This window comes from Actinomycetota bacterium (assembly GCA_004297305.1).
Taxonomy (GTDB): domain Bacteria; phylum Actinomycetota; class Actinomycetes; order S36-B12; family FW305-bin1; genus FW305-bin1.
On record SCTR01000007.1, the window covers coordinates 427,946 to 454,689 of the forward strand.

Annotated in this window: 22 protein-coding genes and 3 rRNA genes; 3 read left to right on the forward strand and 22 right to left on the reverse strand. The window is 71.2% G+C overall.

What is annotated here, in order from left to right:
• The 9 genes from EPO13_07655 to ald all read right to left on the reverse strand — a co-directional run bounded on the left by EPO13_07655 (window position 1) and on the right by ald (window position 7,990).
• On the reverse strand, window positions 1-840 hold the full coding sequence (locus EPO13_07655; protein TAK69720.1) for a (d)CMP kinase: 840 nt from the start codon (window positions 838-840) through the stop codon (window positions 1-3).
• 74 nt (window positions 841-914) lie between these two features.
• Entirely contained in the window at window positions 915-2,018 is a 1,104-nt protein-coding gene (locus EPO13_07660) for a prephenate dehydrogenase (protein ID TAK69779.1), read from the reverse strand.
• 26 nt (window positions 2,019-2,044) lie between these two features.
• The gene (gene aroH, locus EPO13_07665; protein TAK69721.1) at window positions 2,045-2,407 is read right to left on the reverse strand and encodes a chorismate mutase; all 363 of its coding nucleotides are present in this window, start codon (window positions 2,405-2,407) and stop codon (window positions 2,045-2,047) included.
• Window positions 2,408-2,457: 50 nt separating this feature from the next.
• The gene (locus tag EPO13_07670) at window positions 2,458-3,198 is read right to left on the reverse strand and encodes an rRNA pseudouridine synthase (GenBank protein TAK69722.1); all 741 of its coding nucleotides are present in this window, start codon (window positions 3,196-3,198) and stop codon (window positions 2,458-2,460) included.
• A complete protein-coding gene (gene scpB / locus EPO13_07675; protein ID TAK69723.1) occupies window positions 3,195-3,953 on the reverse strand; it encodes an SMC-Scp complex subunit ScpB in 759 nt (252 codons plus the stop codon). Before scpB ends, EPO13_07670 begins: the two co-directional genes overlap by 4 nt.
• On the reverse strand, window positions 3,950-4,822 hold the full coding sequence (locus EPO13_07680) for a segregation/condensation protein A (GenBank protein ID TAK69724.1): 873 nt from the start codon (window positions 4,820-4,822) through the stop codon (window positions 3,950-3,952). The genes scpB and EPO13_07680 overlap by 4 nt, the downstream gene beginning before the upstream one ends.
• 45 nt (window positions 4,823-4,867) lie before the next feature.
• On the reverse strand, window positions 4,868-5,731 hold the full coding sequence (locus tag EPO13_07685; protein ID TAK69780.1) for a ParA family protein: 864 nt from the start codon (window positions 5,729-5,731) through the stop codon (window positions 4,868-4,870).
• Between the two features lie 117 nt (window positions 5,732-5,848).
• Complete coding sequence (xerD, locus tag EPO13_07690; GenBank protein ID TAK69781.1) at window positions 5,849-6,847, reverse strand: site-specific tyrosine recombinase XerD; 999 nt, start codon at window positions 6,845-6,847, stop codon at window positions 5,849-5,851.
• Window positions 6,848-6,874: 27 nt separating this feature from the next.
• Window positions 6,875-7,990, reverse strand: coding sequence for an alanine dehydrogenase (ald, locus tag EPO13_07695; protein ID TAK69725.1), 1,116 nt, complete (start codon window positions 7,988-7,990; stop codon window positions 6,875-6,877).
• Between the two features lie 163 nt (window positions 7,991-8,153).
• On the opposite strand from ald, the gene EPO13_07700 reads away from it, so the two are divergent.
• Window positions 8,154-9,086, forward strand: a complete 933-nt coding sequence (locus tag EPO13_07700) for a sulfite exporter TauE/SafE family protein (GenBank protein ID TAK69726.1) — start codon at window positions 8,154-8,156, stop codon at window positions 9,084-9,086.
• Window positions 9,087-9,227: 141 nt separating this feature from the next.
• On the opposite strand, the gene EPO13_07705 is transcribed toward EPO13_07700, so the two are convergent.
• Together EPO13_07705 and EPO13_07710 are read right to left on the reverse strand one after the other, a co-directional pair.
• Window positions 9,228-9,839 carry an NUDIX hydrolase gene (locus EPO13_07705; GenBank protein ID TAK69782.1) on the reverse strand — a complete coding sequence of 204 codons (612 nt, stop codon included), beginning with the start codon at window positions 9,837-9,839 and terminating at the stop codon, window positions 9,228-9,230.
• A gap of 56 nt (window positions 9,840-9,895) precedes the next feature.
• Entirely contained in the window at window positions 9,896-11,542 is a 1,647-nt protein-coding gene (locus EPO13_07710; protein TAK69783.1) for a CTP synthase, read from the reverse strand.
• A gap of 298 nt (window positions 11,543-11,840) precedes the next feature.
• Between EPO13_07710 and EPO13_07715 the strand changes: the two genes are divergently transcribed.
• Complete coding sequence (locus tag EPO13_07715; GenBank protein TAK69727.1) at window positions 11,841-12,239, forward strand: hypothetical protein; 399 nt, start codon at window positions 11,841-11,843, stop codon at window positions 12,237-12,239.
• On the opposite strand, the gene EPO13_07720 is transcribed toward EPO13_07715, so the two are convergent.
• The 5 genes from EPO13_07720 to EPO13_07740 form a co-directional block, all read right to left on the reverse strand.
• Window positions 12,218-13,987, reverse strand: coding sequence for a DUF885 domain-containing protein (locus tag EPO13_07720; protein TAK69728.1), 1,770 nt, complete (start codon window positions 13,985-13,987; stop codon window positions 12,218-12,220). The two genes, EPO13_07715 and EPO13_07720, sit on opposite strands and share 22 nt — an antisense overlap.
• On the reverse strand, window positions 13,984-15,828 hold the full coding sequence (recN, locus tag EPO13_07725; GenBank protein ID TAK69729.1) for a DNA repair protein RecN: 1,845 nt from the start codon (window positions 15,826-15,828) through the stop codon (window positions 13,984-13,986). Before recN ends, EPO13_07720 begins: the two co-directional genes overlap by 4 nt.
• Window positions 15,825-16,748, reverse strand: coding sequence for an NAD kinase (locus EPO13_07730; protein TAK69730.1), 924 nt, complete (start codon window positions 16,746-16,748; stop codon window positions 15,825-15,827). The genes recN and EPO13_07730 overlap by 4 nt, the downstream gene beginning before the upstream one ends.
• Window positions 16,745-17,548 (reverse strand): TlyA family RNA methyltransferase, encoded by an 804-nt coding sequence (locus EPO13_07735; GenBank protein TAK69784.1) that lies wholly within the window; start codon window positions 17,546-17,548, stop codon window positions 16,745-16,747. Before EPO13_07735 ends, EPO13_07730 begins: the two co-directional genes overlap by 4 nt.
• 169 nt (window positions 17,549-17,717) lie before the next feature.
• On the reverse strand, window positions 17,718-18,347 hold the full coding sequence (locus EPO13_07740; GenBank protein TAK69731.1) for a hypothetical protein: 630 nt from the start codon (window positions 18,345-18,347) through the stop codon (window positions 17,718-17,720).
• A 61-nt stretch (window positions 18,348-18,408) separates the two neighbouring features.
• Here EPO13_07740 and EPO13_07745 point away from each other — a divergent pair, with 61 nt between their 5' ends.
• Window positions 18,409-18,741, forward strand: a complete 333-nt coding sequence (locus EPO13_07745; protein ID TAK69785.1) for a sterol-binding protein — start codon at window positions 18,409-18,411, stop codon at window positions 18,739-18,741.
• Window positions 18,742-18,860: 119 nt separating this feature from the next.
• Here the strand turns inward: EPO13_07745 and EPO13_07750 are convergent, their stop codons facing one another.
• The 6 genes from EPO13_07750 to EPO13_07775 all read right to left on the reverse strand — a co-directional run.
• Window positions 18,861-19,886: an HAD-IIA family hydrolase gene (locus EPO13_07750; protein TAK69786.1), complete on the reverse strand. Its 1,026-nt coding sequence runs from the start codon at window positions 19,884-19,886 to the stop codon at window positions 18,861-18,863.
• Between the two features lie 197 nt (window positions 19,887-20,083).
• Window positions 20,084-20,656 (reverse strand): tetratricopeptide repeat protein, encoded by a 573-nt coding sequence (locus tag EPO13_07755; GenBank protein ID TAK69732.1) that lies wholly within the window; start codon window positions 20,654-20,656, stop codon window positions 20,084-20,086.
• 217 nt (window positions 20,657-20,873) lie between these two features.
• The gene (locus EPO13_07760; GenBank protein ID TAK69733.1) at window positions 20,874-21,548 is read right to left on the reverse strand and encodes a hypothetical protein; all 675 of its coding nucleotides are present in this window, start codon (window positions 21,546-21,548) and stop codon (window positions 20,874-20,876) included.
• 1,298 nt (window positions 21,549-22,846) lie between these two features.
• Window positions 22,847-22,963: ribosomal RNA gene (gene rrf / locus EPO13_07765) — 5S ribosomal RNA — on the reverse strand.
• 64 nt (window positions 22,964-23,027) lie between these two features.
• Window positions 23,028-26,170: ribosomal RNA gene (locus EPO13_07770) — 23S ribosomal RNA — on the reverse strand.
• Window positions 26,171-26,497: 327 nt separating this feature from the next.
• Window positions 26,498-26,744 (reverse strand): 16S ribosomal RNA (locus EPO13_07775); the annotation flags it as partial.

Sequence of the window (26,744 nt, forward strand, 5' to 3'; positions counted from 1 at the left end):
TCAGCTCACCTCGGCAGGCGTCGGCTGGACCGCGGCCCGGACCAGGCTGACGACCGTCCCGATGACCTGCTCGAGGGTCGCCGCCGAGGCGTCGACCACCACGGCGTCGTCGGCCGCCCGCAGCGGCGAGGTCGCCCGGCGGCTGTCCAGCGCGTCACGGCGGGCCAGCGCGTCGAGCGTGTCAGCCGAAGCCGCGTCAGCGGCCCGTCCCTCCTGCGCAGCGCGGCGGCGGGCCCGTACCGCGGCGTCCGCGACCAGGTAGACCTTCAGATCCGCTTGCGGCAGAACCACTGTGCCGATATCACGACCCTCGACGACGATCCCCGACCCGCCGGCTCGCGCGGCCGCGACCACCGCCTGCTGCAACCCGACCAGTCGTCGCCGTACCGCCGGAACGGCACTGACCGCACTCACCGCGGCCGTCACCTCGGCCGACCGGATCGGACCGGCAACGTCCACGCCGTCCACGGTGATCGTCGGATGGGCAGGGTCGGTACCGGCCACGATGGCAGGGATCGCCGCGTGCTCGGCTACCCGAGCGGCGTCCTGCACGTCGACACCACGGGCCAGCAGCCACCACGTCAGCGCCCGGTACGTCGACCCGGTGTCGAGGTACCGGAGGCCGAGCGCCGTGGCGACCCCACGGGACACACTGGACTTCCCTGCCCCCGACGGGCCGTCCACCGCCACCACCGCGTGACCGCACGAATCGTCGGGTGTCGGCACGGCACGGCTCCTGTCCGCACGCGGGCGGTTCGGCTGGGGTGACCCGCAGCGTAGCGCCGCGCGGCGTCCGCCCGGCGCAGTGACCGGCCCACGGACCGGCCCACGGACCGGCACAGTGGCGGGCCGTCGTGATCAGCCGACTGACCGGCCCGGCGTACGGCGACCTCGGCAGCCGACGCGGCGCGGGTTCAGCCGCGTACTGACCAGCCGCGGGCCACCAGCACTGCGGCCAGCGCCGCCGCGGCATCGGCCCGCACGCTGAGCTCGACGACACCGGTCGCCCTGCCGAGCGCATGCTCGATCCGGACGTCCTCCAGGTTCACGCCCGCTTCGCCGACGACCGCGAACAGCCGGCCGAGCTCGCCAGGGCTGTCAGCGACGACGACGGGGATCGCCGCGAGCGGGACCGCGGCGTCGCCGTGCTTGCCCGGCACCTTCGCGTGGCCGTCGTTCCCCCGGCGCAGCACGGCCTGTACGGCGTCGGCCGCGGCCGTGGCGGCTGCCGGCGACGCGTCGGTACTGGCCAGCACCCGCAATGCCGCGGCGACCGCGTCGAGGTCGGCGACGACGGCATCGAGCACCTCGGCTACCGGCGCGGCGTTCGCGCTGAGGATCTCCGACCACAGCGCGGGGTCGGACGCAGCCACCCTCGTGGCGTCCCGCAAACCCTGCCCGGACACGGCGACCTGGTCGTCGGCCGCAGCGGTGAGACGTCCGGCCAGCACGGACGCGAGCAGCTGCGGCACATGGGAAGTGAGCGCGACCGCACGGTCGTGATCGGCGGCGCTCATCGTGACCGGCACCGCGCGGCAGGCCGTCACCAGGGCGACCACCGCGGCCAGCCGGTGGGGGTCGGTGGCCGGCGTCGGCGTCAGCACCCACGGCCGGTCGGCGAACAGGTCGTCACGGGCCGCAGCGGGGCCCGACACCTCGCGACCTGCCAGCGGATGGCCCCCGACCACGCGGCTCAGATCGGCGTCCAGCTCGGCCAGCCGACGTAGCGGGCCGGCCTTCACCGACGTCACATCGGTCACCGTGGCCCCTGGGTAGCGCCCGAGTACGTCGGCCACCACGCCGGCCGACGCCGCCGGCGGCACCGCGACCACGACGACGTCCGGCTGCTGCGCGGGCCACCCCGCGGGCGCCCGGGTGCGCCGTTGCGCGCCGGCGAGCGCGTCGACCTGGGTGTCCTGCAACGACACGTCCGTACCGACCCGTTGCAGCGCAAGGGCAACCGACGTCCCGATCAGTCCGGTGCCGACGACCAGCACCCGCTGCGGCGTCGCCGCCACACTCGCTGGGCGGTGTGACGCCCCGCTCACTGCGCGATGTCCTGCCGGAGCGCCTCGGCGCCGCGCAGGTAGACGTGGGCGACCGCCGAGCGCGGCACGGCCAGGTCCGCGTGCGCCATGACCCGCACGACTCGCGGCAGAGCGCCCGCCACGTCGATCTCCTGGGCGCACATCAACGGGACGTCGGCGAGGCCCACGGAGCGGGCCGCGGCGGCCGGAAATATGCACCGCAGATCCGGCGTCGCCGTGAACAGGATGCTCACCAGGTCGTCCTGGTCGATCCCGTTGCGGGAGAGCATGGCGCGCAGCAACTCGACCACGGCGTCGGTCATCTCGTCGGGGTCGTCGGCCTGCAGGCAGGTCGCGCCGCGGATCGCCCGCACCGCCATCCTGTCCTCCAGCCTCGTCCGCCCGCTGCCCGGGCACACCCTAGCGACGGTCAGAGCCCGGCAGCGGTGTAGAGCGCGCCGAGCTCGTCGCGACCCAGCGTGCGCAGCGTCCCTGGCCGCTGTTGCCCCAGCGACACCGGACCGACCTTGGTGCGCACCAGTGACGACACCGGATGGCCGACGGCGTCGAGCAGCCGGCGTACGACGTGCTTGCGGCCCTCGTGCAGCACGACCTCCACCAGGACCTGCGAGCCCTGCCGCTGGATCACCGAGAACCGGTCCACGGTCGCCGGGCCGTCGTCCAGGTCGACCCCGGCCCGCAGCCTCGGCCCGACGTCGCGGGGCAGCGGCCCCGGCACGGTGGCGAGGTAGGTCTTCTGGACCCCGTGCGACGGGTGCTGCAGCCGGTGGGCCAGCTCGCCGTCGTTGGTCAGCAGCAGCAGCCCCTCGGTGTCCTGATCGAGCCGGCCGACGTGGAACAGCCGGGTCGCCCGGTCGGCCACCAGGTCGCCGACGCAGGGCCGGCCGCGGTCGTCCTCCATCGTCGACAACATGCCCTTCGGCTTGTTCAAGGCCAGCACGACGACGTCGGGCGCGGTCGGCACGCGTACGCCGTCGACCCGGACCACAGCCGTCCGCGGATCCACCCGCATGCCCTGGACCCGCACCACCGATCCGTCGACCTCGACCCGACCGGCGTCGATGAGCTGTTCGCACGCCCGGCGGCTGCCCACCCCCGCCTGGGCCAGGACCTTCTGCAGCCGGACACCGGCCAGCTCGTCGGCACTCATGCGGTGAGGTCGGTCAGGTCGTCCATGGTGTCCAGGTCCGGCAGCAGGTCCGCGATCGGCGGGAGCTCGTCCAACGTGGCCAGTCCCATCCGTTCCAGGAAGTACGGCGTGGTCCGGTACAGCAACGCCGCGGAATCCGGCTCGGTGCCGGCTTCGGCGACCAGGCCGCGGCTGACCAGGGTGCGGACCACACCGTCGACGTTGACCCCGCGGATCGCGCTAACCCGCGACCGGCTGACCGGCTGCCGGTAGGCGATGACCGCCAGGGTCTCCAGCGCCGCCTGCGTCAACCGGGCCTGCTGGCCGTCCACGACGAACCGCTCGATGACGGCGGCACACTGCTCGCTGGTGTAGTACCGCCAGCCGCCGGCCACCTCCCGCAACCGGAAGCCACGCCCGGCCTCGTCGTACTGGCGGGCCAGGTCTCTCACCACGGCCTCGACGTCCGGCACCGGTCGGCGCGTGACCTGCGCCAGCGTGAGCAGCGGCATGGGCTCGTCGGCGACCAGCAGCAACGCCTCGAGTGCCGCGGCCAGCGTCGGCGCGCCGAGGTCGTCGCCGGGCGCATCGTCACCGGGCATGTCAGCGACAGGCGCGTCGGCACCGGGCACATCGGCACCGGGCACGTCGACGGCGGGCGCGTCGTCGCCCGGCAGGTCGGTGGCAGGCGCGTCGTCGCCCGGCACGTCAGCGGCGGGCAGGTCGTCACCGGGCACGTCAGGGCCCTCGGCCGCGGGAGCACCGGGCTCGGTCATCCGTCCTCCTCAGCACCGGGGTCGTCCGGCTCGTCGCCGTACTCGTCGGACGGCCCGGCGCTCGGCCCGGCGCGGTCGCCGGCCCACCTGACGTTCAGTTCGCCCAGCGGTGAGAGCTGATCGAACAGGACCACACCGTCCCGGTACAACTCCAGCAGGGCCAGGAACCGCCCCACCACCAGCAGCGTCGTGGCGCAGTCGGCGACCAGGGCCCGGAAGGTCGCCGATCCATTGCGCCGCAACCGGTCGGAGATCACAGCCGCCTGTTCGCGCACGCTGACGCGCGGCGCGTGCACGTGGTCGACGCCCACCGTCTCCGGTGCCGGCTTGGGCGCCAGCGCCCGCGCCGCCATCGCCGCGAGCTCCCCGGGCCCGAGGCCCAGCAGCACCTCGGGAAGCAGCGCCGCCTGGGCCGGCTCCAGCCCGACCGACCGCGGCACGCTTCGCGCCGCAGCCGCCAACCGGTCCCCGAAGACCACGGCCATCTGCTTGAAGGCGCGGTACTGCAGCAACCGCGCGAACAGCAGGTCGCGCGCCTCCAGCACCGCGAGATCCTCGGGGTCCTCGACCTCCCCCGACGGCAGCAGCCGAGCCGCCTTCAGGTCCAGCAGGGTCGCGGCGATCACCAGGAACGAGGTGGTCTCGTCGAGGTCCCAGTCCGGGCCCTGCGCTCGCAGGTAGGCGACGAAATCGTCGGTGACCTGGTGCAGGGCGAGTTCGGTCACCTCGAGCCGGTGCTTGGCGATCAGCGACAGCAGCAGGTCGAACGGGCCCTCGAACTCCGCGAGCCGCACCGAGAATGCCTCCGGCAGGCTGCTGCCACCGGTATCCGGCCCAGCGGCCGGGTCGACGACGGTGACGGGAGGCACGCCACAGACCGTAGCCGGTCGCGCGGAGGCGACGGCGCGGGCCGATCAGGCCAGGTCGGCCTGCCGGGCGAGCACCTCGCGGGCCAACCGCCGGTAGGAATCCGCCGCGCGCGAGGTGCTGGCGTAGCTGAGGATCGACTCGCCGATGACACTGGTCTCCGGAAACTTCACCGTACGGTTGATCACCGTGTGAAACACCTTGTCCCCGAAGGCGTCGACCAGGCGGGCCAAGACCTCACGACCGTGCACGGTACGGGCGTCGTACATCGTCGCGAGCAGACCCTCGACCTGCAGCCGCGGATTGATGCGCTCCCGGACCTTCTCGATCGTCTCCATGAGCAACGCGACGCCGCGCAGCGCGAAGTACTCGCATTCCAACGGAATGATCACGGCGTCAGAGGCCGCCAGGGCGTTGACCGTCAGCAGCCCCAACGACGGCTGGCAGTCGATCAGCACCACGTCGTAGTCGGCCAGTACCGGCCCGATGGCCCGCGACAGCGCGTTCTCCCGGCCGACCTCGTTGACCAGCTGGATCTCGGCGGCCGACAGGTCGATGTTGGCCGGCAGCAGGTCCACCCCGGCAGAGCCGGTATCCAGCAGCACGTCGCCGATCTTGACCCCGCGGCCCATGACCAGGTCGTAGACCGTCGTGTCGAGTTCAAGCGGGTTGACGCCGAGCCCGACCGACAGGGCGCCCTGCGGGTCGAAATCGACCAGCAGGACCCGGCGTCCCAGTTCACCCAGCGCCGCGCCCAGGTTGATCGTCGAGGTCGTCTTGCCGACGCCGCCCTTCTGGTTGCACATCGACACGACACGGGCCGGACCGTGGCTGGTCAGCGCGGCGGGCATCGGGATGTCGGGGACCGGCCGGCCGGTGGGTCCGGTGGCCCGCTCCTGGCTGTCGGTCATGATCACCTCGTCACCTCGCCGCTGCTGCGTCACCGCACCGGAACCGTACGGCACGGTCGCGGACCCGGCGGCCAGACGCCGCCGACACGCGACGGCGACTCGCCGGTGCAGGCGGGGTCAGTGGCGGGCCCGCGGATGGGCAGCGGCGTACACCTCGCGTAGCCGTTCCACGGTGACCAGCGTGTAGATCTGCGTGGTCGTCACCGACGCGTGCCCGAGCAACTCCTGGACGACTCGGACGTCCGCGCCGCCGTCGAGCAGGTGGGTCGCGAACGAGTGCCGCAGCGTGTGCGGCGAGACCACGGCGGTCACCTTCGCCCGTGTCGCGATCTGCTGCAGCACGCTCCATGCGCTCTGCCGCGACAACCGCCCACCGCGGGCGTTGAGGAAGACCGCCGGGGTGCCACGGCCGGCGGCCGCCAGGACCGGACGGCCGCGCACGTACCAGGCGTCCAGCGCGCTCAGGGCAGCGCGGCCGAGCGGGACCCGCCGCTGTTTGCCGCCCTTGCCCTCCAACAACACACTGCGCCCCTCGACGTCGATGTCGTCGACGTCCAGACCCACCGCCTCGCTGATCCTCGCTCCGGTGCCGTAGAGCACCTCGAGCAAAGCCATGTCCCGCAGACGAACCGGGCTGTCTGCCGGTCCGGCGGCGGCGATGAGCCGTTCCACCTCGTCCACCGAGATGGCCTTGGGGAGGCGCCGGGTCGGGTTCGGTGGACGAACGGTGCGGCTCGGGTCGGCTCGGGTGAGGCCCTCGCGAGCGGCGAAACGGTGGAAGCCGCGGACCGCGACCAGAGCGCGGGTGGCCGACGGGACGGCCAACGGGGGGTGGTCGGCGTCGCCGGCGTGCAGGGCGGCGACGAACCCGGCGATGTGGTTGTCGTCCAACGCATCGAGCGTCGTCCGCTGCAGTGAGTGGCAGAACTCCCGGTAGCGCCGCAGATCTCGCCGGTAGGACGCCACGGAGTTCGCGGCAAGGCCACGTTCGACGGTGAGATGGTCGAGGTACGTCGCCAGCGCGGCGTCCAGCGCCACACCGGAGTCTGCTGGGCCGCGTCGCGGCGACGCGTCGGGATCGGACGCCTCGCCCACCGACGCGACATTACCTGACACCACGGCGTCCGCTGCCGCTGCGGCGGGTCAGGCCAGGGCGGCGGCGGGACTCAGTTGCGGGACGCCGAGTGCGGCGGCCACCGCGGGATGGACGACCTGCCCGTCGTGGACGTTCAGTCCCGCAGCCAGTGCCGGGTTGTCGCGGCAGGCCTGCGCCCAGCCGTTGTCCGCCAACGCGATCGCGTACGGCAACGTCACGTTGGTCAGCGCATAGGTCGAGGTATGCGGAACCGCACCGGGCATGTTGGTGACGCAGTAGAACACCGAGTCCGCGACCCGGTAGGTGGGATCGTCGTGGGTCGTGGGGCGGGTGTCCTCGAAGCAGCCGCCCTGGTCCACCGAGATGTCGACCAGGACCGAGCCGGGCTTCATCGCGCGCACCATCTCGTGCGTGACCAGACGCGGCGCCTTCGCGCCCGGTACGAGGACCGCACCGATGACCAGATCGGCATCGGCGATCGCCCGCTGGATCTCGTAGGTGTTCGACACCACCGTCTGCAGGTGGCCCTGGTAGATCGCGTCCGCCTGCCGCAACCGCGCAACGTCGATGTCCAGCAACAACACCTCGGCCTGCATGCCCAAGGCGATCGCCGCCGCGTTCATGCCGGCCACCCCGGCGCCCAGCACCACCACCTTGGCCGCGTACACCCCCGACACACCACCGAGCAACGTCCCGCGGCCGCCGTACGCCCGCATCAGGGCGTGAGCACCGACCTGCGGGGCCAGCCGGCCGGCCACCTCCGACATCGGCGCGAGCAGCGGCAGCGAGCGGTCCGGCAGCACCACCGTCTCGTAGGCGATGGCGGTCGCCCGGGCAGCCACCAGAGCGTCCGCGCACTCGCGCGAGGCGGCCAGATGGAGGTAGGCGAACAGGATCTGGCCGGCCCGGATACGCGGATACTCGGCCGCGACCGGCTCCTTGACCTTGAGGATCAGTTCCGCCTGTGCCCAGACCTCGTCCGGCCCGTCGGCCAACACCGCGCCGGCAGCCGCGTACTCGTCGTCGGTGATCGCCGACCCGACGCCGGCCCCGCGTTCGACGACCACCTGATGGCCATGCCGGTGCAACTCGAGCACGCCCGCCGGTGTCACGGCGACCCGGTACTCGTTGTTCTTCACCTCACGGGGAATCCCGACCCTCACGCTGCCACCCTCACTTCCGACCTCGCCGCCACGAGCCGGCACCCGCCCGCTGCAGACCGCCTCGTGCCGACGGCCATGTCGAGTCCCGCCGTCCTCGACCACCGCCGCCTCGACCACCGCCGTCCTCGACACTGTCTCGGCAGGTCATGCATACTCGCCCGCCGTGCCCGACGTGAACCTGGTGATGACACTGGGCGGGCTGATCGCCGGTGTCGTCGTCGGCCTGACGGGCCTGGGCGGGGCGGCCATCGTGACGCCGATGCTCATGCTGGTCTTCGGTGTGCCGTCGGCCACCGCGGTGTCCACCGACGTGGTGACCGCCGCCATTACCAAGCCGGTCGGCTCGATCGTGCACCTGCGGCGGCGTACGCCGTACCTGCCCGTCGTGGGCTGGCTGACCCTCGGCTCGGTACCCGGGGTCCTCGTCGGCACCTGGTTCTTCGCCCGGATCGCCGGCGACAGCCACGGCAATGACACGCTGCGTCGCCTGGTCGGCATCACCCTGGTCGTCGCGGTGGTGGTGTCGCTGTCGCGCGGGGCGATCGGCCGGCGCGCGGCCGCGGTCGAGGCGACCGACACGCTGCCGGCCAGTGCCGGCCGGAACCTGCTGACCGGGCTGATCGGTCTGGTCGTCGGCCTCATCGTGGGAGTCACCTCGGTCGGATCCGGCACCCTGATCGCGGCCAGCCTGCTGCTGATCTACCCGATGATGCGCGCGTCGCGGCTGGTCGGCACGGACCTGGTCCAGGCCGTGCCGATGCTCGCGGCCGGGGCGATCGCGCACGCCGGCATCGGCGGCGTGGACCTCGGCATCGTGATCTCGCTGCTGCTCGGCCAGATTCCCGGGGTGTGGCTGGGGGCGCGGATCTCCAGCCGGTACGACGGGCAGGAGCTGCGGTGGCTGCTGCTGGCGATCGTCGGATCGTCCGCCATCGCGCTGCTGGGCGCGCCGGCCTGGCTGGCCACGACGGTGTCGATCGTCAGCATCGCTTCGCTGGGCAGCCTGGTCCTCGTCCGAGCGCTGCGGCACCGGCGGCATCCGGCCGGCACCTCGGCCGACTCCCCGGGCCAGGCCTCCGCCGGTCGCCGGCACTAGCGGGACCTCGCTGCCCGATCCGCCGGTCGCCGGCGCTGGCGGGACTTCGCTGCCCGATCCGCTGGGTCCGCCTGGCATCGGCCCGCGCTGCCCGCCGGTGCCCGGCACCGGCCTGCCGGCAGCGGCGGCCGTGGGCTCCTGCTACCGAGGCGGCCGGGCGACGGCGCGCAGCCACTCGGCGTCCGCCGGGCGGAGCCCTGCCCAGCCCGCGTGTCGAGCAGCGGCGGCGGCGAGGATCCCGGCGACCGCCGTCGGATTGTGCAGTTGGCCCTGCAGCACCAGGCGTACGGCGTCATCGAGCGGGACCCAGGCGCGCGGCAGGTGCTCCTCCTCGGCTTCACCGGTGCGCGGCCGGCCATCCACCGCGGCGACGAGGTCGCGTGCCAGGTAGATCCGGATCGCCTCGTCGCTCCCGCCCGGCGTCGTGAACTGGTCGACCAGCACGTGCCAGGTCTCGGCCTGGTAACCGGCCTCTTCGAGCAGCTCGCGTTTGGCCGTGGTCAGCGGCGGCTCGCCGTCGACGTCGAGCAGGCCGGCGGGCGGCTCGAACAGATATCCGCCCACCGGGTGCCGGTACTGCCGGATCAGCAGCACCCGATCGTCGTCGTCCAGCGCCACGATGCCGACCGCGCCCGGGTGGCGGACGACGTCGCGCACGACGACGTGGCCGGCGAGGTCGATGGTGTCGGTCGTGACCGCCCATTTCGCGCCGCGGTACTGCTCGATCGACGACCGGACCGGCCAGGGAGCCACCTCGTCGGCGACCGACGCCGACCAGTCCTCGTCGAGGGCCGCGACGGTGCGCTCGTTCACGCGTCCAGCGTGATGACGGTCCGGGCCTGGCGGCGTGCCAGCGCCGCCCCGACCACTCCGGCGAACAGCGGGTGGGCGCGGGTCGGCCGCGAGCGGAACTCCGGATGCGCCTGGGTCCCGACGTAGAACGGGTGGACGTCGCGCGGCAACTCGACGTACTCCACCAACCGGCCGTCCGGCGACGTCCCGGAGAAGACCAGACCTGCCTCTTCGAGCCGGCCGCGATACGCGTTGTTGACCTCGTATCGATGGCGGTGCCGCTCGTCGACGTACGGCTGGCCGTAGGACGCCCGCACGATGCTGCCGTCCAACAACTTCGCCGGATACAGGCCCAACCGCATCGTGCCGCCCATGTCCCGCTCGCCGGCCACCACGTCGCGCTGGTCCGCCATCGTCGCCACGACCGGGTGAGGCGTCGTCTCGTCGAACTCCGCCGAGTTCGCCTGGTCCAGCCCGGCCCGGTGACGGGCGAACTCGATGACCATGCACTGCAATCCCAGGCACAGCCCGAGCACCGGGATCTCGTTCTCCCGCGCATACTTCAGGGCGGCGAGTTTGCCTTCGATCCCGCGGACCCCGAAACCGCCTGGGACACAGATACCGTCGAGATCGCCCAGTTCGCGGGCAGCGCCGTCGGCAGTGATGCAGTCATCGCTGGTCACCCAGCGCAGCACGACTCGGCAGTCGTGGTGGAAACCCCCGGCGCGCAGCGCCTCGGTCACACTCAGGTAGGCGTCGGGCAGGTCGACGTACTTGCCGACCAGCCCGATGGTGACCTCGTGGGCAGGCTGGTGAACCCGCCGCAGCAGCCGCGACCAGTCCGTCCAGTCCACGTCGCGGAACGGCAGACCGAGCCGTCGTACGACGTAGGCGTCCAGGCCCTCGGAGTGCAGGACCTTCGGGATGTCGTAAATGCTCGGTGCGTCGACTGCCGCCACCACCGCCTCGGTGTCGACGTCGCACATGAGCGAGATCTTGCGCTTGATGCTTTGCGGCACAGGGCGATCCGCGCGCAACACGATGGCATCGGGCTGGATACCGATGTTGCGCAGCGCCGCGACGCTGTGCTGGGTGGGCTTGGTCTTCAGTTCTCCGGACGGCCCGATATACGGCAGCAACGACACGTGCAGGAAGAAGACGTTGTCGCGCCCGACCTCGTGGCGGACCTGCCGAACCGCCTCGAGGAAGGGCAGCGACTCGATGTCACCGACCGTCCCGCCGACCTCGGTGATGACCACGTCGACCTCGGGTGTGGCCATGCGACGGATGCGGGACTTGATCTCGTTGGTGATGTGCGGAATCACCTGGACGGTGTCGCCCAGATACTCGCCACGACGTTCCTTCGCGATCACCGTCGAATAGACCTGGCCGGTCGTGACGTTCGCCGAACCGTGCAAGTCGGTGTCCAGGAAGCGTTCGTAGTGGCCGACATCCAGGTCGGTCTCCGCCCCGTCGTCGGTGACGAACACCTCGCCGTGCTGGAACGGGTTCATGGTGCCCGGATCCACGTTGAGATACGGATCGAGCTTCTGCATGGTGACCCGCAACCCGCGGGCCTTCAGCAGGTTCCCCAGGCTTGAGGCGGTGAGGCCTTTGCCGAGGGACGAGGCGACGCCGCCGGTGACGAACAAGTGCTTGGGCACGGAGGGGCTCACGGGCTGCCAGGCTATCAGCGGCAGGCGGCCCGGGACGGCACGACACCGGTTCGACCTCCGGGCAGCTTGCCCGTTTTCCGTACGTGACCGCCGCCAGATTTCCGGCGGAAACGGCCCGATCGGTCGCGTCCCTCGTGATCACTGGTACCGATGTTGCTATTGGGACCAATGAGATGATCCACGTCACAATGCGGTCACAGCAACGTCTCCCGATGCCCTACCTCGGCTGCTAGCGTCCCCGCCCGTGCAGATTTCTCGTCGGCTCGCACGGTCCGCCGCCCCTGCCATGGCATTCGGCACAGTCGCCGTCGGTCTCGCCGTCCCACTGCCCGCCGCCGACGCCGCCATGGCGCCTGCGGCGACCGTGGTGCGGGCAGCCACTGCCGACGTGACCCGCACGGTCGCCGCACGGACGTCGCGCGCGGCCCGCAAGGCCATCCCGTTCCGCGTCTGGCGGTCCTCGCCGTACGCCCGGAAGATCGTGGCCCGCGAATCCGGTGGCAGCTGCACCGTGGTCAACCGCCGCGGACCGTGGCGGGGCCGCTGGCAGATGACCGACTCGCTGTGGCGCGCCTACGGCGGCCTGGCGTACGCCAAGCACCCGGAGAAGGCCAGCTGCGGGCAGCAGGACAAGGTCGCCTACCGGATCTGGCTGGCCAACGGCTACTCCCACTGGGGCGGATAGCTCGCCATCTCGCGTTCGAACGGGTCCAGTCCCATCGGGCCCAGCCGTAGCGCGTGCATGTGCCAGTCCTTCAGGCTGAACCGTTCCCCCAGCCGCGCCTGGGCGGCCGCCCTGCTGCGCAACCACACCTGCTCGCCCACCTTGTACGAGATGGCCTGTCCGGGCAGGCCGAGGTAGCGGTCGACCTCGGAGGCCGCGAAGTCCGGGGCAAGCCACGCGGCCTCGCGCAGCAGCGCCACACCGAAGTCGGCGTCCACCGTCCGGCCGGACATCGCCCCGCGACCCGCCGGCACCGGCAGCCGCAGGTGCATCCCGATGTCCAGCACGATCCGCGCCGCCCGCATCGCCTGCGCCGACAGATAGCCCAGCTCGACGGCGGGGTCGGCGAAGAACCCGAGTTCGTCCATCAGCCGCTCGGCGTACAGCGCCCAGCCCTCGCCGTACCCACTGGTCCACCCGAAGGTGCGCTGAAAGCGGCTGAGCCGGTCCCGTTCCAGGGTGGCGGTGCCGACCTGCAGGTGGTGACCGGGGACGCTCTCGTGGTACCAGACGCTGACCAGCCACCATCGCGGGAACACCTCGGCGCCTCGCGTGGGGTACCAGGTCGAGCCGGGCCGGGTCAGATCTTCGCTGGGCGGCACGTAGTACGGCGCCGCCGCGCTGCCCTCGGCTGCCAGCCGGACCTGGCATTCCCGGATGCGGGGATCGATATCGAAGACCGCGCCGTCCACGGCCCCGATCGCGTCGTCGGTCAACCCCCGCAGAAACTCCAGGAGTGCCTCGGTACCCGCGATCTGAAACCGTGAGTCGTTGTCCAGCAACGACTTCACATCCTGCAGCGTGCCGGTCGGCAACACCTTGGCGCCTGCCGCGCGCATCAGTTCCGCGATGCGGTCCAACTCCTGCCAGCCCCACGCGTATGTCGCCTCGAGGTCGACATCGCAACCGTTCCACGCACGCGCCTGACGTGCATAGCGTTGCGCGCCAACAGGATCCTCGGGATCGGCGCGCGGAGCGTACTGCTCGCGCAACCAGGTCGCTGCCCCGCCGAACGCCTCCTCGGCCACCGCCGCGGCCGTCGTGAGCTCGTCGCTGTCGGCGGCCGGCAGGCGGCGGACGTACGACGTGAACCACCCGGCCGCGAACGCTTCGGCCTGGTCGGCCACCGCCAGCGCCTGCCGCCGCGCCGCCGGCGTACCGGCTGCCACCCCGTCCAGCAGCGCGGACTGCCAGGAGGCGACCGCTTCCGGTACGGCCAGCAGGCGGGCCCGGACGTCCGCACGGCCGGCGGCATCGGCACCGGGCATCAGGTCGAAGACCATGCGGATGCTGTGCAGCGGCGAAGCCAGGACGTTCAGGTCCCGCAGCCCGTCGCCGGCGTCGTGCAGGGCGAGCAGCGAGGTGAGCCGTTCGGTCATCACCGCGGCGGCGACGCGGTCGTGGGCACCGGTGACCGGCAGGCCGGCGAGCTCGGTCAGCGTGGTGCGCGCCAGCAGCGCCCGATCGTCCTGGGCGGCAGCGGAGAAGTCGGTGAGCCGGTCGTCGAAGCCGGCCACGCCGAGCTCGGTCGCGGCGCACGGATCCATCGCCGCCAGTCGCTCGACGTAGGACGAGGCGAGGGCGAACACCGGACTCAGCTGGCCGGGCTGCGCTGCGCGGCCTGCGGCGTCGGGCTGCTCCGGCCGGTCGCGGTACTCGGGCTGGTCGGCCTGCTCCGGCTGCTCCTGTGGCGTTTCGGGACCTGTCATCGCGCCCGCCTTCCTGGGGTTCTCGCCGCGCCACCACGAGCGGCCGACCTGCGTGCTGCGGTCGCACCGTCGCTCGGCTGCGGTCCGGGCTGCGCGACGCGCTCGGCGGCCGCGAGCTCGAGCAGTTCGGTGGCATGGCTGGCCGCGGCCGCCGAGCCTTCGAGCCCGGCCAGCATCCGGGCGAGCTCCCGGACCCGGCCCGGCTGGTCCAACACCTCGACGCTGGACGTGGTGACCCGGCCGTCGTCGGACTTGCGAACGGCCAGGTGACGCTCGGCGAACGCCGCCACCTGGGGCAGGTGGGTGACGACGAGGACCTGCGCGTCGCGGGCCAGCCGGGCAAGCCGCCGGCCGATCTCGACCGCCGCGGCGCCGCCCACGCCGGCGTCGACCTCGTCGAACACGTACGTCGGGACCAGGTCGGAGCCGGCGAACACGACCTCGACGGCGAGCATCACCCGCGACAGCTCACCACCGGAGGCGCCGCGGGCCAGGGGACGCAGCGGCGCGCCCGGATGGGGCGCCAGCAGGAATGCCACCTCGTCGGTGCCCGTCGGCCCGAAGGCGACCGGCGACGCCTCACCTGCCACAGCGAGGCCCTGCTCATCGGGTGTGCGGGTCAACGACACCTGCAGCCGGGCGTGCGGCATGGCCAGCTGCGTCAACTCCACCGACACCGCGTCGGCCAACCGGTCCGCAGCCCGGCGACGTGCCTCGCTCAGCTGCGCGGCCAGACAGGCGAGCGCGGCCCGCAGGTCGTCGCGGCGCCCGGTGAGTTCCTGGACCCGGTCGTCGTCTCCGTCGAGTTCGGCCAGGCGGCTGCGTCCGGCTGCGGCCCAAGCGATCACGTCGTCGACGGTGTCGCCGTACCGGCGCCGCAGTGACCCCAGGACGGCCCGTCGTTCCTCGACGGCGGCCAGCCGCAGTGGGTCGGCCTCCAGTCCGGCGAGGTAGCCGGCCAGGTCGGCGGCGATGTCGTCGACTTCGGCGGCGACGCCGGTCAACCGGTCGGCGAGCCCGGTCAGCACCGGATCGTCCTTGCCGGCCGACGCCAGCGACCGGCCGGCCTGCACCAGCAGCGTCACCGCGTCCGCCGCGGGGTCGGTGCCGTCGCTGCGCAGCGCGTCGTGGGCGCGTACGGCGTTCTCCCGCAACGACTCCACCTGCGACAGGCGGCGCGCCTCGGCGGCCAGTTCGGCGTCCTCGGCCGGCAGCGGAGCGGCCGCGTCGATCTCGGCGAGCCCGTGCCGCAGCAGGTCGGCCTCCCGTACCCGCTCCCGGGCGGCGGTGACGATCCGGTCCAGTTCGGCGCTGACCTCACGCAACTGGCTGTACGCCACCGTGTATGCCGCCAGCGGCGTGCCGACGGCGTCGCCGGCGTACCGGTCGAGGGCGGCCCGCTGCCGGGCGGGCGCCAGCAACCGGCGCTGGTCGTCCTGGCCGTGGATGGCGATCAGGTCGTCGGCGACCTCGGCCAGCACGGTGGCCGGCACCGACCTGCCGCCGAGGAACGCCCGGCTTCGACCTTCACTGGACACGGTGCGCGCCAACAGGACGCAGCCCTCGTCGTCGTGTCCACCGGCGTCCTCGACCCGGGCCAGCACGGCAGGCAGTCCCCCTGCTCGCACCCGGCCCTCCACCTCGGCCCTGGCCGGCTCGCCGTCGCCGGCCGACCGGACCGTGCCGCCGTCGACCCGGCCGCCCAGCAGCAGCGCCAACGCCGTGACGACCATCGTCTTGCCGGCTCCGGTCTCCCCGGACAGCACGGTCAGCCCGGCAGCGGGTTCGACCACGGCATCCTCGATGACACCGAGGCCGCGGATCCGGAGCTCCTCGATCACGTCCTGCCGCCCCGCCAACCCTGCACCGGCAACGAGAACTTCGCGACGAGCCGCTCGGTGAAACTCACCGGGTGCAGCCGGGCGAACCGCACCGGGTCCCGGTGGCGGCGCACCTCCACGCGGGCGCCTTCGGGCAGCTCGAAGGAGCGCCGGCCGTCGCACCAGACCACGGCGCCACCGAAGGTCGGCAGCACCTCGATCGCCACCACCGCCGTGGCAGCCACGACCAGCGGCCGGGCGAACAGCGCGTGTGCGCTGATGGGCACCACCACCAGCGCATCGAGTTCCGGCCACACCACCGGGCCCCCCGCCGACCAGGCGTACGCGGTCGACCCGCTGGGCGTCGCGCACACCACGCCGTCGGTGCCCCACCGGGACAGCGGCTGGCCGTCCACGCCGACGACGACCTCGATCATGCGCTCGCGGGACTCCTTCTCCACGCTCGCCTCGTTCAACGCCCAGGTCCGCCACAACTCGTCGGCCCCGGCCATCGCGACGACGTCGAGTGCAAGGCGCTCCTCCACGACGTATCGCCGCGCAGCGATCGCCGCCACGACCACGTCCAGGTCGTCGGGCTCGGCCTCGGCCAGGAAGCCGACGTGGCCGAGGTTGATCGCCAGCAGCGGCGTACCGTCCGCGTGGGCGTACTCGGCGCCGCGCAGGATCGTGCCGTCGCCGCCCAGCACCACGACGAGCTCACACCCTCGCGACGCGCGGGGTCCAGGCGCCACCGCGACGACCGGCTCGCCGGCCAGCAGGTCCCGCTCGTCGGCCGGGACCCGGCAGCCGACGCCGGCGGCGGCGAGCTTGCCGACCACCTCGCGGGCCAGGGTGACCGCCTCCGGCCGGCCGCCGTGCAGCACCAGCAGCACCGACCGGTCGGGCGCCGGCGCGTCCGGCGCCTCGGAACTGGTCGTCACGCGGGACCCTCCTCCACGGCGCGCACGATGTCCGCCTCTCGCGGCGGCGGAGCGCCGGCCCGCAGCCACAGGAAGTATTCGACGTTGCCCCGGGGCCCGGGCAGCGGGCTGGCCGTGGTGGCCGCCGTACCGAGCCCGAGAGCCCACGCCTCGTCGGCGATCCTACGGACCGCGGCGACCCGCAGACCCCGGTCGCGCACCACACCGCCGGCGCCGAGCAGCTCTCGGCCGACTTCGAACTGCGGTTTGACCATGACGAGCAGATCCGCCTGCGGGGCGGCCGCTGCGATCAGCGCCGGCAGCACCAGCCGCAGCGAGATGAACGACAGGTCGGCCACGACGACCTGCGGGACGACCGGCAGCTGCTCCGGGCGCAGGTCGCGCACATTGGTGCGGTCCACGACGATGACCCGCGGATCGCGCTGCAGGCTCCACGCCAGCTGGCCGTAGCCCACGTCGACCGCGACGACCGACCGCGCGCCCCGGCGCAGCAGCACGTCGGTGAAACCCCCGGTCGAGGCACCGGCGTCCAGGCAGTCCCGGCCGGCTACCACCGGACCGTCCGGACCCAGCGCGTCCAGGGCGCCGGCGAGCTTGTGCGCGCCCCGCGACACGTACGACGCTGCCGCCGGTTCGACTGTGACGACGATCGCCGCCCCGGCGTCGACGACGGTGGCGGGCTTGGTGGCCGGCGTACCCCCGACTCGCACCAATCCGGACTCGATCAGTTCACGGGCCTGCTCCCGGGAGCGGGCGAGTGATCGGCGGACCAGTTCGGCGTCCAGCCGGCGCCGGGTCAGTCCGCGCCGCCGGACTCGGCGAGCGCGTCGCGCAGCCGGCGGTGGACGTCGGTGAGCACGTCGGCATGGTCGGCGACCGGAAGGTTCGCCAGTCCCTGCAGCAGACCCACCGCGTCGTCGACCCGAGGATCGCCGGTCGGTTCCCAGACCGGCAGCTCGGCTTGCTCGCTCACGGCGCCGGCTCCGCGACGACATCGCCCGGCTCGGTGCCGGCGTCGGGCTCGGCGTCGGGCTCCGTACCGGCGTCGGGCTCGGTACCGGCATCCGGCTCAGCGCCGCCATCGGCCTCTTCCGGCGCGACCGGCTCGGCGGCCGGGGTCGGCTCGTCGTCGGCCGGCACCGATCCCGGTACCACCCCTGTATCGGCGGCCGTGGTGGCCTGGATCTCCTCCTCCAGCCGCTCGACATGCCGACGCAGCGCGGCCAACTCCTCCTCGTGCACGAAACCCATCCGCCCGACGGTGCGCTCCACCTCGGACCGGACGATGCCGGTGATGAGTTCGGTGCCGGAGCGGCCGGTACCGACCAAGTCGCCGGTCAGTCCCGCCAACTGTTCCTTGACGACGTCGGGGGCGCGAGCGCCGAGCTCGACCCCCTGGACCAGAAGCGCGGCAGCGGCTTCGGCGGCCTTGGCGGCTGCCAGTTGCCCCAGGCCAGCCGCCAGCTGGGCATAGCCGCGCAACACGTCGAGCACTTCGACCACCCCTGTCAGCAGGTGCCGCCACGGTACCGTGCCCGGCGGCACGCGGTCGGTGGCGTCGTACGGCGGCACCATGTCGGCGGCGTCGTACGGCGGCACTATGTCGGCTGCGTCGGACGGCGCACCGGTGAAGGCGACGCAGGCCAGCGAAGGAGGCCAGGTGGCGAGTCTGGCCGAATGCCTCGCTGCTGTCGGCGAGCTGGCTACCCGGCTCGGCGACCCCGACAACCCCACGCGGGGCCTGCCGGACCGGACGCTGGGCTGCGTCCTCACCGATCTCGACGTCACGATCAGCGGCCGGTTCGACAACGGCCGGTTGGTCGACGTCGGCACTGATCCCCGGCCCCGCGCCCAGATCAGACTGACCACCACCAGCGACGACCTGGTGGCGCTGACCCGCGGCGAACTGGACTTCGCCCACGCGTGGGCCCGGCGCCGGGTCAGGCTCGACGCCGGCCTGGGTGACCTGCTGAAGCTTCGCGCACTGCTGTAGGGCCGGGTTGCTGGAGGGACAGGTGCGGTTGTCTGCGGCCCAACCGACTTCGGGCTCGACGCACAGGTGTGACGCGGCACTGCTGTAGGGCCGAGCTGCTGTCGGGCCCGGCTCGCAGGTCAGCGCTCGGCGGCGGTTCCCGACTCGTTCGGCGGCACGAGCGCGGCGACGTTCAGGCCGGTCACGTCCGTCGGAAGTCCGAGATCGGTTCTGGCCCAGGTCAATGCGGCGACCGCCCGCAGGCCGTCGAGGCCGTCGCCGCCACCGTCGGCGACGGTCACCTCGACCCGGTCGCCGGCCATGGCGGCGCTCGCCGTACCGCAGACCGACCGGTCGTCGGTGAGCACCGTCGCAGCCGGCTGCGCTGCGTCCAGGCCGCGGAGGTCGGCGGCCAGGTACGTCGGGCGCTGCTGCGGGCCGGCCGCCAACAGTGCGGGGACCGTCGTGACGCCGGTGAGCACGAGCAGCGAGGGCAACCCGGCGCGGACGGCGCCGAGGATGTCGGTGTCGAGCCGGTCGCCGACGACCAGTGGCTGGGCGGCGGCAGTCCGGTTGACTGCCTCGATCAGCAAGGCCGGCTCGGGCTTGCCGGCGACGACCGGTGTCCGGCCGGTGACCGTCGCAAGCACGGCGACCAGGCTGCCGTTGCCCGGCGCGATGCCGCCGGGCGTCGGGATCGTGAGGTCGGTGTTGGTCGCCACCCAGACCACGCCGGGGTCCGCGAGGGCGTACGCGCCCTCGGCGAGCAGCCGCCAGCCGACGTCCGGGCCGAAGCCTTGGATGACCGCGGCCGGGCGGTGCGCGGCGGTGGCGACCGGCCGGAGTCCCCGGTCGGTCACGGCATCCTGCAGCGCGGGGGCGCCGACGACGAGGACGGCGCCGCCTGACGTTACGAGCCCCGCGACGACGGCCGCGCCCGCTTGCGCCGACGTCACCACGTCGGCGGCCTGCGCCGAGACACCGAGGTCCCGCAACTGTGCGGCGACGTCGGCCGGGGCGCGCGAAGCGTTGTTGGTCACGAAGGCGACCCGAAGACCGCCGCGGCGTGCCGCGGCGATCCGGTCCGCCGCGTGCGCGACCGGATGGGGCCCGACGTAGACCACGCCGTCGAGGTCCAGCAGGAGCACGTCGTGGACGCCGGTCAACGGCGCCGAGCCACGCAGCCACGGCTGCGGCGCGCCCTGGCCCGCAGCGGCGACAGACCCGTCGGCCGACGCAGTGTCGGTCAGCGCGGCCGACGCAGTGTCGGTCAGCGCGGCCGGCGCAGTGTCGGTCAGCGCGGCCGGCGCAGTGTCGGCCGCTCGGGCGGGGGTCGCCGGCGGGGTACCGGTGGGCGGCACCGTCACGCTTCGGCTCCCGTGCTGTCCCCGTCGGCTTCCGTGGTGTCCCTGGCCTGAGCCGAGTCATCCGCGCCGCCGCCCGGTGAGTCAGCGTCGGTACGCCCGTCGAGCCGCGATTCCGCGGCGGCGGCACCGTCGGGTGGCAGGCCCGCCTCCGCGCGGGCCGCCAGCGTGGCATCGACCTGGCGTAGGGCCCGCTGCGCGGCGTCCCACGACGGCCGCATCACGGCGGCCGCCGCCAGGTGTTCGCGAGCGAGCCGGAAGCGGCCGAGCCGCCACAGCGCGAGACCCAGCCCGAAGTGCGCGTAGTCGTCGTCGGGACTCGCCTCGGCCAGGACACGGAACGACGCCGCAGCTTCGGCGTACCGTCCGGCGTCGAACTGCGCGCGCGCCAGCGTCTCTCGGGCCGAACGGGCGGTGGGCTCGGCGGCGACGAGCCGGCCGAGCAGCTCGGCGGCCGCGGCCGCATGACCGGCGTCGAGCAGCCGGGCGCCGCGGACGTACCAGTCGTACGGCGACCCTGCCGGCGCACCCGTCCCCCCGGCCGACGCCGGCGGTGGCGCGCTGTTACTCACCGGGCCATCGTGACATCCCCGGCGCGCCGCCACCGGCGCAGTGCCCCCGCCCGGCGACGTCACCAACCGCACCGTTGCCAGAAAGGTTGCTGACCGGTGACGTCGCCGGGCGAAGGCCGCTCACTGGCGACGTCGCCGGAGGAGGTCACTGGCCGGAGCGGTCACCGGTCGAGGAAGGTCACTCCTCGAAGAACTCGACGTCACCGGTCGAGGAAGGTCACTCCTCGAAGAACTCGACGCCGTCGTAGAAGTCCAGCCGCTCCTGCGCGTCGGTCTCGCCGTCGACGTCAGCTTGGGCGGCTCGTTCGAACCACACCCGCGCCTCGTCGTGCCGGCCGACCGCCGCCAGAGCGTCGGCGTACGCGAACCGCAGCCGGGCCACCCAGCCGGCGCGGGCGTTGCTGCGCAGTTCCGGTACCTGCAGCGCCAGGACCGCGGCGTCGTCCTGGCCGAGGTCACGCCGGGCACCGGCAGCCACGATGAGGGTTTCGATCCGGCCGGCTCGGTCCAGTCGTGCTACCGCGGGATCCGCCATCAACGCCAGAGCACGTTCCGGGCGGCCGAGACCACGCTCGCAGTCGGCAAGGATCGCGATGAGGTCATCCGAGCCGGACATCCGCCGAGCCGCTCGCAGTGCCGCGATCGCCTCCGCGTAGTGCCCGGCCCGGTACGCCGTCACCCCGGCGGCCTCGCGTACCACGGCGATCCGCGCGGCCAGTTGCTGCGCTGCGGCGGCGTACTGGTAGGCGCCTTCCGGGTCCTCGTCGATCAAGCGACCGGCCATGACCAGCAGCCGGGCCACCAGCTCGGCCCGGTCCCGCGACAGCGACAGCAGATGAGCCCGGGTGTCCTTGTCGAGCTCCGCGGCGGTGACGTCATCGGGTAGCTGCACACCCGGCGGCAGCAGCGGTGCCCGCTCCGGGCGCCCCGACCCGGCCGCGCCGCCGCGGGTCTGCTCGTCGCGACCCCGCGCAGCGCCGGCGCGCGGCCGCGCTGCGCTGTTGCCGGTCGAGGAACTGGCCCTGGACGAACCGGCTGGCGTCGAATCGCTCTCCCGGGACGAGCCAGCTGGCTTCCCAGCCGGCTTGGACCAACGATTGCCCTTCGGCGAGCCGGAGGCACCGGTGCCTGCCGGGCGGTCACCACGGCCGGGTCGGCCTGCACCGCGACCACCCCCGCCGGCAGCCTCGCGTCGTGCATCGGCCCCGCCAGCGTCGCGGCGCGAGGAGTCGCTCCGAGACCGAGCGGGACGGCCGGCATCCGCACGGGACCGTTCGGGACGGCCGGTGTCGGTACGCCGTTCAGGACGGCTGGCACCCCCGCGCGGCCGTTCGGCACGGCCGGTGTCGGTACGCGACCGATCGTCCCGTGGCAGGTCGGTACGAGACGTGCCACGACGAGGCTGACCGCCCGAGCGCTGGGTGTCCGACCGCGGGTTGTCCGAACGCCGAGCGCCCGCACCCCGGGGGGCCGCACGCCGGCCGGTCGACCCCTGGCCGGTCGAACCGGCCGGGCGCGAACCTGGGCTGGCCGAACCTCGTGTTGTCGAGTCGGCCGCCCCCGTCCTCGGGCCGGAGCTCGCCGCCGCACTCGGGCCGGACCGCTGCGGCGAACTCCCGCGGCGCGCCGCGCCGAATCGGGATTCGCCAGAGCGCGACGCTCCGGCCGGCCGTCCCTGCGGTGCGGCTCCGCTACCTCCGCCGGCACCGCCGCGGGCACCTCTGGTGCTGCCGGAAGCGCTGCGGTCACGTCCGTCGGTGGTGTCGCCTCGGCCGGCCTCGCGGCGCCGAGGTGAGCCCGTCGTGTTGTCCTTGGCCTGACCTCGCGGACCGCCAGCATTGCTGTCCTGCCGGCGGCCACTGTCCCGTTGCGTTCGACCGGCGCCCGCCTGACTCCGGCCACCGGCGCCCTGCTGCCGACCGCGGCCGGACTGAGCGCCCGGTGCCGAGCGACCGCCACCAGCCCCCGAGCGGCCGGACGGACCGGCATCCCCCTCACGCCCGGACCGGCCCGCCGTGCGCCGGCCGGTCTCGTCCTCGGGAGCCATCGGTCCTCCAGTCTCTGCTTCGTACGGGCCGCCCAGCATCATGACTGCGAGGCCATCGTTGCTGCGATGGCCGCATCACTGCGACCTCATCGGCGCCGGACACGAGAAAAGCCACCCCTGGGGGGTGGCTTTTCTCGAAGTATGTCCGGCGGCGTCCTACTCTCCCACGCAGTCTCCCGCGCAGTACCATCGGCGCTGAAGGGCTTAGCTTCCGGGTTCGGAATGGAGCCGGGCGTTTCCCCTTCGCTATGGCCGCCGAAACTCTATGGAGATATCAGTCCCCGACCGTATCTCGGGAACCGCACAGTGGACGCGAAGCAATGTTTGTGGGCAAGTCCTCGGCCTATTAGTACCGGTCAGCTCCACGCGTTACCGCGCTTCCACCTCCGGCCTATCAACCCAGTGTTCTCGCTGGGGGCCTTACCAGGTTAACCCTGTGGGAGTCCTCATCTTGGAGCGAGCTTCCCGCTTAGATGCTTTCAGCGGTTATCCCTTCCGAACGTAGCCAACCAGCCATGCCCTTGGCAGGACAACTGGCACACCAGAGGTTCGTCCGTCCCGGTCCTCTCGTACTAGGGACAGCCCTCCTCAAGACTCCTGCGCGCGCGGCGGATAGGGACCGAACTGTCTCACGACGTTCTAAACCCAGCTCGCGTACCGCTTTAATGGGCGAACAGCCCAACCCTTGGGACCTACTCCAGCCCCAGGATGCGACGAGCCGACATCGAGGTGCCAAACCATGCCGTCGATATGGACTCTTGGGCAAGATCAGCCTGTTATCCCCGGGGTACCTTTTATCCGTTGAGCGACGCCGCTTCCACCTGCATGCGCCGGATCACTAGTTCCGACTTTCGTCCCTGCTCGACCCGTCGGTCTCACAGTCAAGCTCCCTTGTGCACTTGCACTCGACACCTGATTGCCAACCAGGCTGAGGGAACCTTTGAGCGCCTCCGTTACTCTTTAGGAGGCAACCGCCCCAGTTAAACTACCCACCAGGCACTGTCCCTGATCCGGATCACGGACCGAGGTTAGACAGCCAGTACGACCAGAGTGGTATTTCAAGGACGACTCCACATGAACTGGCGTCCATGCTTCACAGTCTCCCACCTATCCTACACAAGCCGAACCAACCACCAATACCAAGCTATAGTGAAGGTCCCGGGGTCTTTCCGTCCTGCCGCGCGTAACGAGCATCTTTACTCGTAGTGCAATTTCGCCGAGTCCGTGGTTGAGACAGCGCTGAAGTCGTTACGCCATTCGTGCAGGTCGGAACTTACCCGACAAGGAATTTCGCTACCTTAGGATGGTTATAGTTACCACCGCCGTTTACTGGCGCTTAAGTTCTGAGCTTCGCGACCGAAGTCGCTGACCCGTCCCCTTAACGTTCCAGCACCGGGCAGGCGTCAGTCCATATACGTCGTCTTGCGACTTTGCATGGACCTGTGTTTTTAGTAAACAGTCGCTTCAGCCTGGTCTCTGCGGCCGTAGCCAGCTTCCGGGAGCAAGTCCCGTCACCAGCCGCGGCCCCCCTTCTCCCGAAGTTACGGGGGCATTTTGCCGAGTTCCTTAACCACGGTTCACTCGATCGCCTTGGTATTCTCTACCTGACCACCTGTGTCGGTTTGGGGTACGGGCGGCCGTATCACTCGCTAGAGGCTTTTCTTGGCAGCATGGGATCATCCACTTCACCTGAATCGGCTCCCCATCAGTTCTCAGGCATATGAGGTGCGGATTTGCCTACACCTCGCCCTACAACCTTGGCCGCGGTCTACCATCGCCGCGGTTGGACTGCCCTCCTGCGTCACCCCATCGCTTGCCTACTACCAGATTGGGTCGCGGCCGCCACTTCGCCATCCGAAGACGGCTCCGCTTTGGGCGCTTAGCGTCACTGGGTTCAGCATGGGCGCGATACAGCCGGTACGGGAATATCAACCCGTTGTCCATCGACTACGCCTGTCGGCCTCGCCTTAGGTCCCGACTTACCCAGGGCGGATTAGCCTGGCCCTGGAACCCTTGGTCATTCGGCGGACGGGTTTCTCACCCGTCATTCGCTACTCATGCCTGCATTCTCACTCGTGTGGCGTCCACGGCTGGGTCACCCCGCCGCTTCGCTCGCCACACGACGCTCCCCTACCCATCCACACACCTGGACCACAAGGGCCTGGTTATCAGTGTGAATGCCACAACTTCGGCGGTGTGCTTGAGCCCCGCTACATTGTCGGCGCGGAATCACTTGACCAGTGAGCTATTACGCACTCTTTCAAGGGTGGCTGCTTCTAAGCCAACCTCCTGGTTGTCTCTGCGACTCCACATCCTTTCCCACTTAGCACACGCTTAGGGGCCTTAGTTGGTGGTCTGGGCTGTTTCCCTCTCGACTACGGAGCTTATCCCCCGCAGTCTCACTGCCGCGCTCTCACTTACCGGCATTCGGAGTTTGGCTGACTTCAGTAAGCTTGTAGGCCCCCTAGGCCATCCAGTGCTCTACCTCCGGTAAGAAACACGCGACGCTGCACCTAAATGCATTTCGGGGAGAACCAGCTATCACGGAGTTTGATTGGCCTTTCACCCCTACCCACAGCTCATCCCCCGGCTTTTCAACGCCGGTGGGTTCGGGCCTCCACGCGGTCTTACCCGCGCTTCACCCTGGCCATGGGTAGATCACTCCGCTTCGGGTCTAGAGCGTGCGACTCAATCGCCCTATTCGGACTCGCTTTCGCTACGGCTACCCCACACGGGTTAACCTCGCCACACACCGCTAACTCGCAGGCTCATTCTTCAAAAGGCACGCAGTCACCAAGGTCCGAAGACCCCTAGGCTCCTACGGCTTGTAGGCACGCGGTTTCAGGTACTATTTCACTCCCCTCCCGGGGTACTTTTCACCTTTCCCTCACGGTACTTGTCCGCTATCGGTCACCAGGTAGTATTTAGGCTTAGCGGGTGGTCCCGCCGGATTCACACGGAATTTCTCGGGCTCCGTGCTACTTGGGAACACGCTCGGGAGTGAACGTCGTTTCGTCTACAGGGGTGTTACCTTCTGTGCCGGCCCTTTCGCATGGCCTTCGACTACGACGCTCGTTTCTGACTCCCTGCCAGCGCGCCAGCACTGACTGAACGGTCCCACAACCCCACCACTGCAACGCCTGGCGGCTATCACGCAATGATGGTTTGGCCTCTTCCGCTTTCGCTCGCCACTACTCGCGGAATCACTGTTGTTTTCTCTTCCTGTGGGTACTGAGATGTTTCACTTCCCCACGTTCCCTCCGCTCGCCCTATGTGTTCAGGCGAGGGTGACTGGACATGACTCCAGCCGGGTTTCCCCATTCGGACATCCCCGGATCACAGCTCGGTTGGCAGCTCCCCGAGGCTTTTCGCAGCCTCCTACGTCCTTCATCGGCTCCTGGTGCCAAGGCATCCACCGTGTGCCCTTAGTAACTTGACCACAAAGATTAGATGCTCGCGTCCACTGTGCAGTTCTCAAGGTACGGGCGGAAAGCCTCCCCGTGATCACCGCCTACCGCATGCGCGATGGTTCGGTGCGGGAAGGCCCCGACCGGGCCCCGATAGCGGGGCCTCGGTCCCGAGAGGTCAGGCGATATGCCCGGTCCCTCAGGACCCAACAGTGTGCCTCGGCGCCGGCCCTGCTCCCACCCGAGTTCCGTGCCATCACGATGGCCGTACTAACGATGAGCGAGCAGCTCCGCGCGCCTAATGGTCAATGTTCCACCCATGAGCAACCCTCACGAGTCATTCGCTCGTGACGGGCTCTGCACACCGTCTGACGACGGTGTCAGATGCTCCTTAGAAAGGAGGTGATCCAGCCGCACCTTCCGGTACGGCTACCTTGTTACGACTTCGTCCCAATCGCCAGTCCCACCTTCGACGGCTCCCTCCCAAGGGTTGGGCCACCGGCTTCGGGTGTTACCGACTTTCGTGACGTGACGGGCGGTGTGTACAAGGCCCGGGAACGTATTCACCGCAGCGTTGCTGATCTGCGATTACTAGCGACTCCGACTTCATGGGGTCGAGTTGCAGACCCCAATC

Bases quoted from the DNA above. Each gene is read 5' to 3' on its own strand.
- aroH (TAK69721.1), bottom strand. From the start codon at position 2,407: ATGGCGGTGCGGGCGATCCGCGGCGCGACCTGCCTGCAGGCCGACGAC.
- EPO13_07670 (TAK69722.1), bottom strand. From the start codon at position 3,198: ATGAGTGCCGACGAGCTGGCCGGTGTCCGGCTGCAGAAGGTCCTGGCC.
- scpB (TAK69723.1), bottom strand. From the start codon at position 3,953: ATGACCGAGCCCGGTGCTCCCGCGGCCGAGGGCCCTGACGTGCCCGGT.
- EPO13_07685 (TAK69780.1), bottom strand. From the start codon at position 5,731: ATGACCGACAGCCAGGAGCGGGCCACCGGACCCACCGGCCGGCCGGTC.
- EPO13_07715 (TAK69727.1), top strand. From the start codon at position 11,841: ATGGCATTCGGCACAGTCGCCGTCGGTCTCGCCGTCCCACTGCCCGCC.
- EPO13_07720 (TAK69728.1), bottom strand. From the start codon at position 13,987: ATGACAGGTCCCGAAACGCCACAGGAGCAGCCGGAGCAGGCCGACCAG.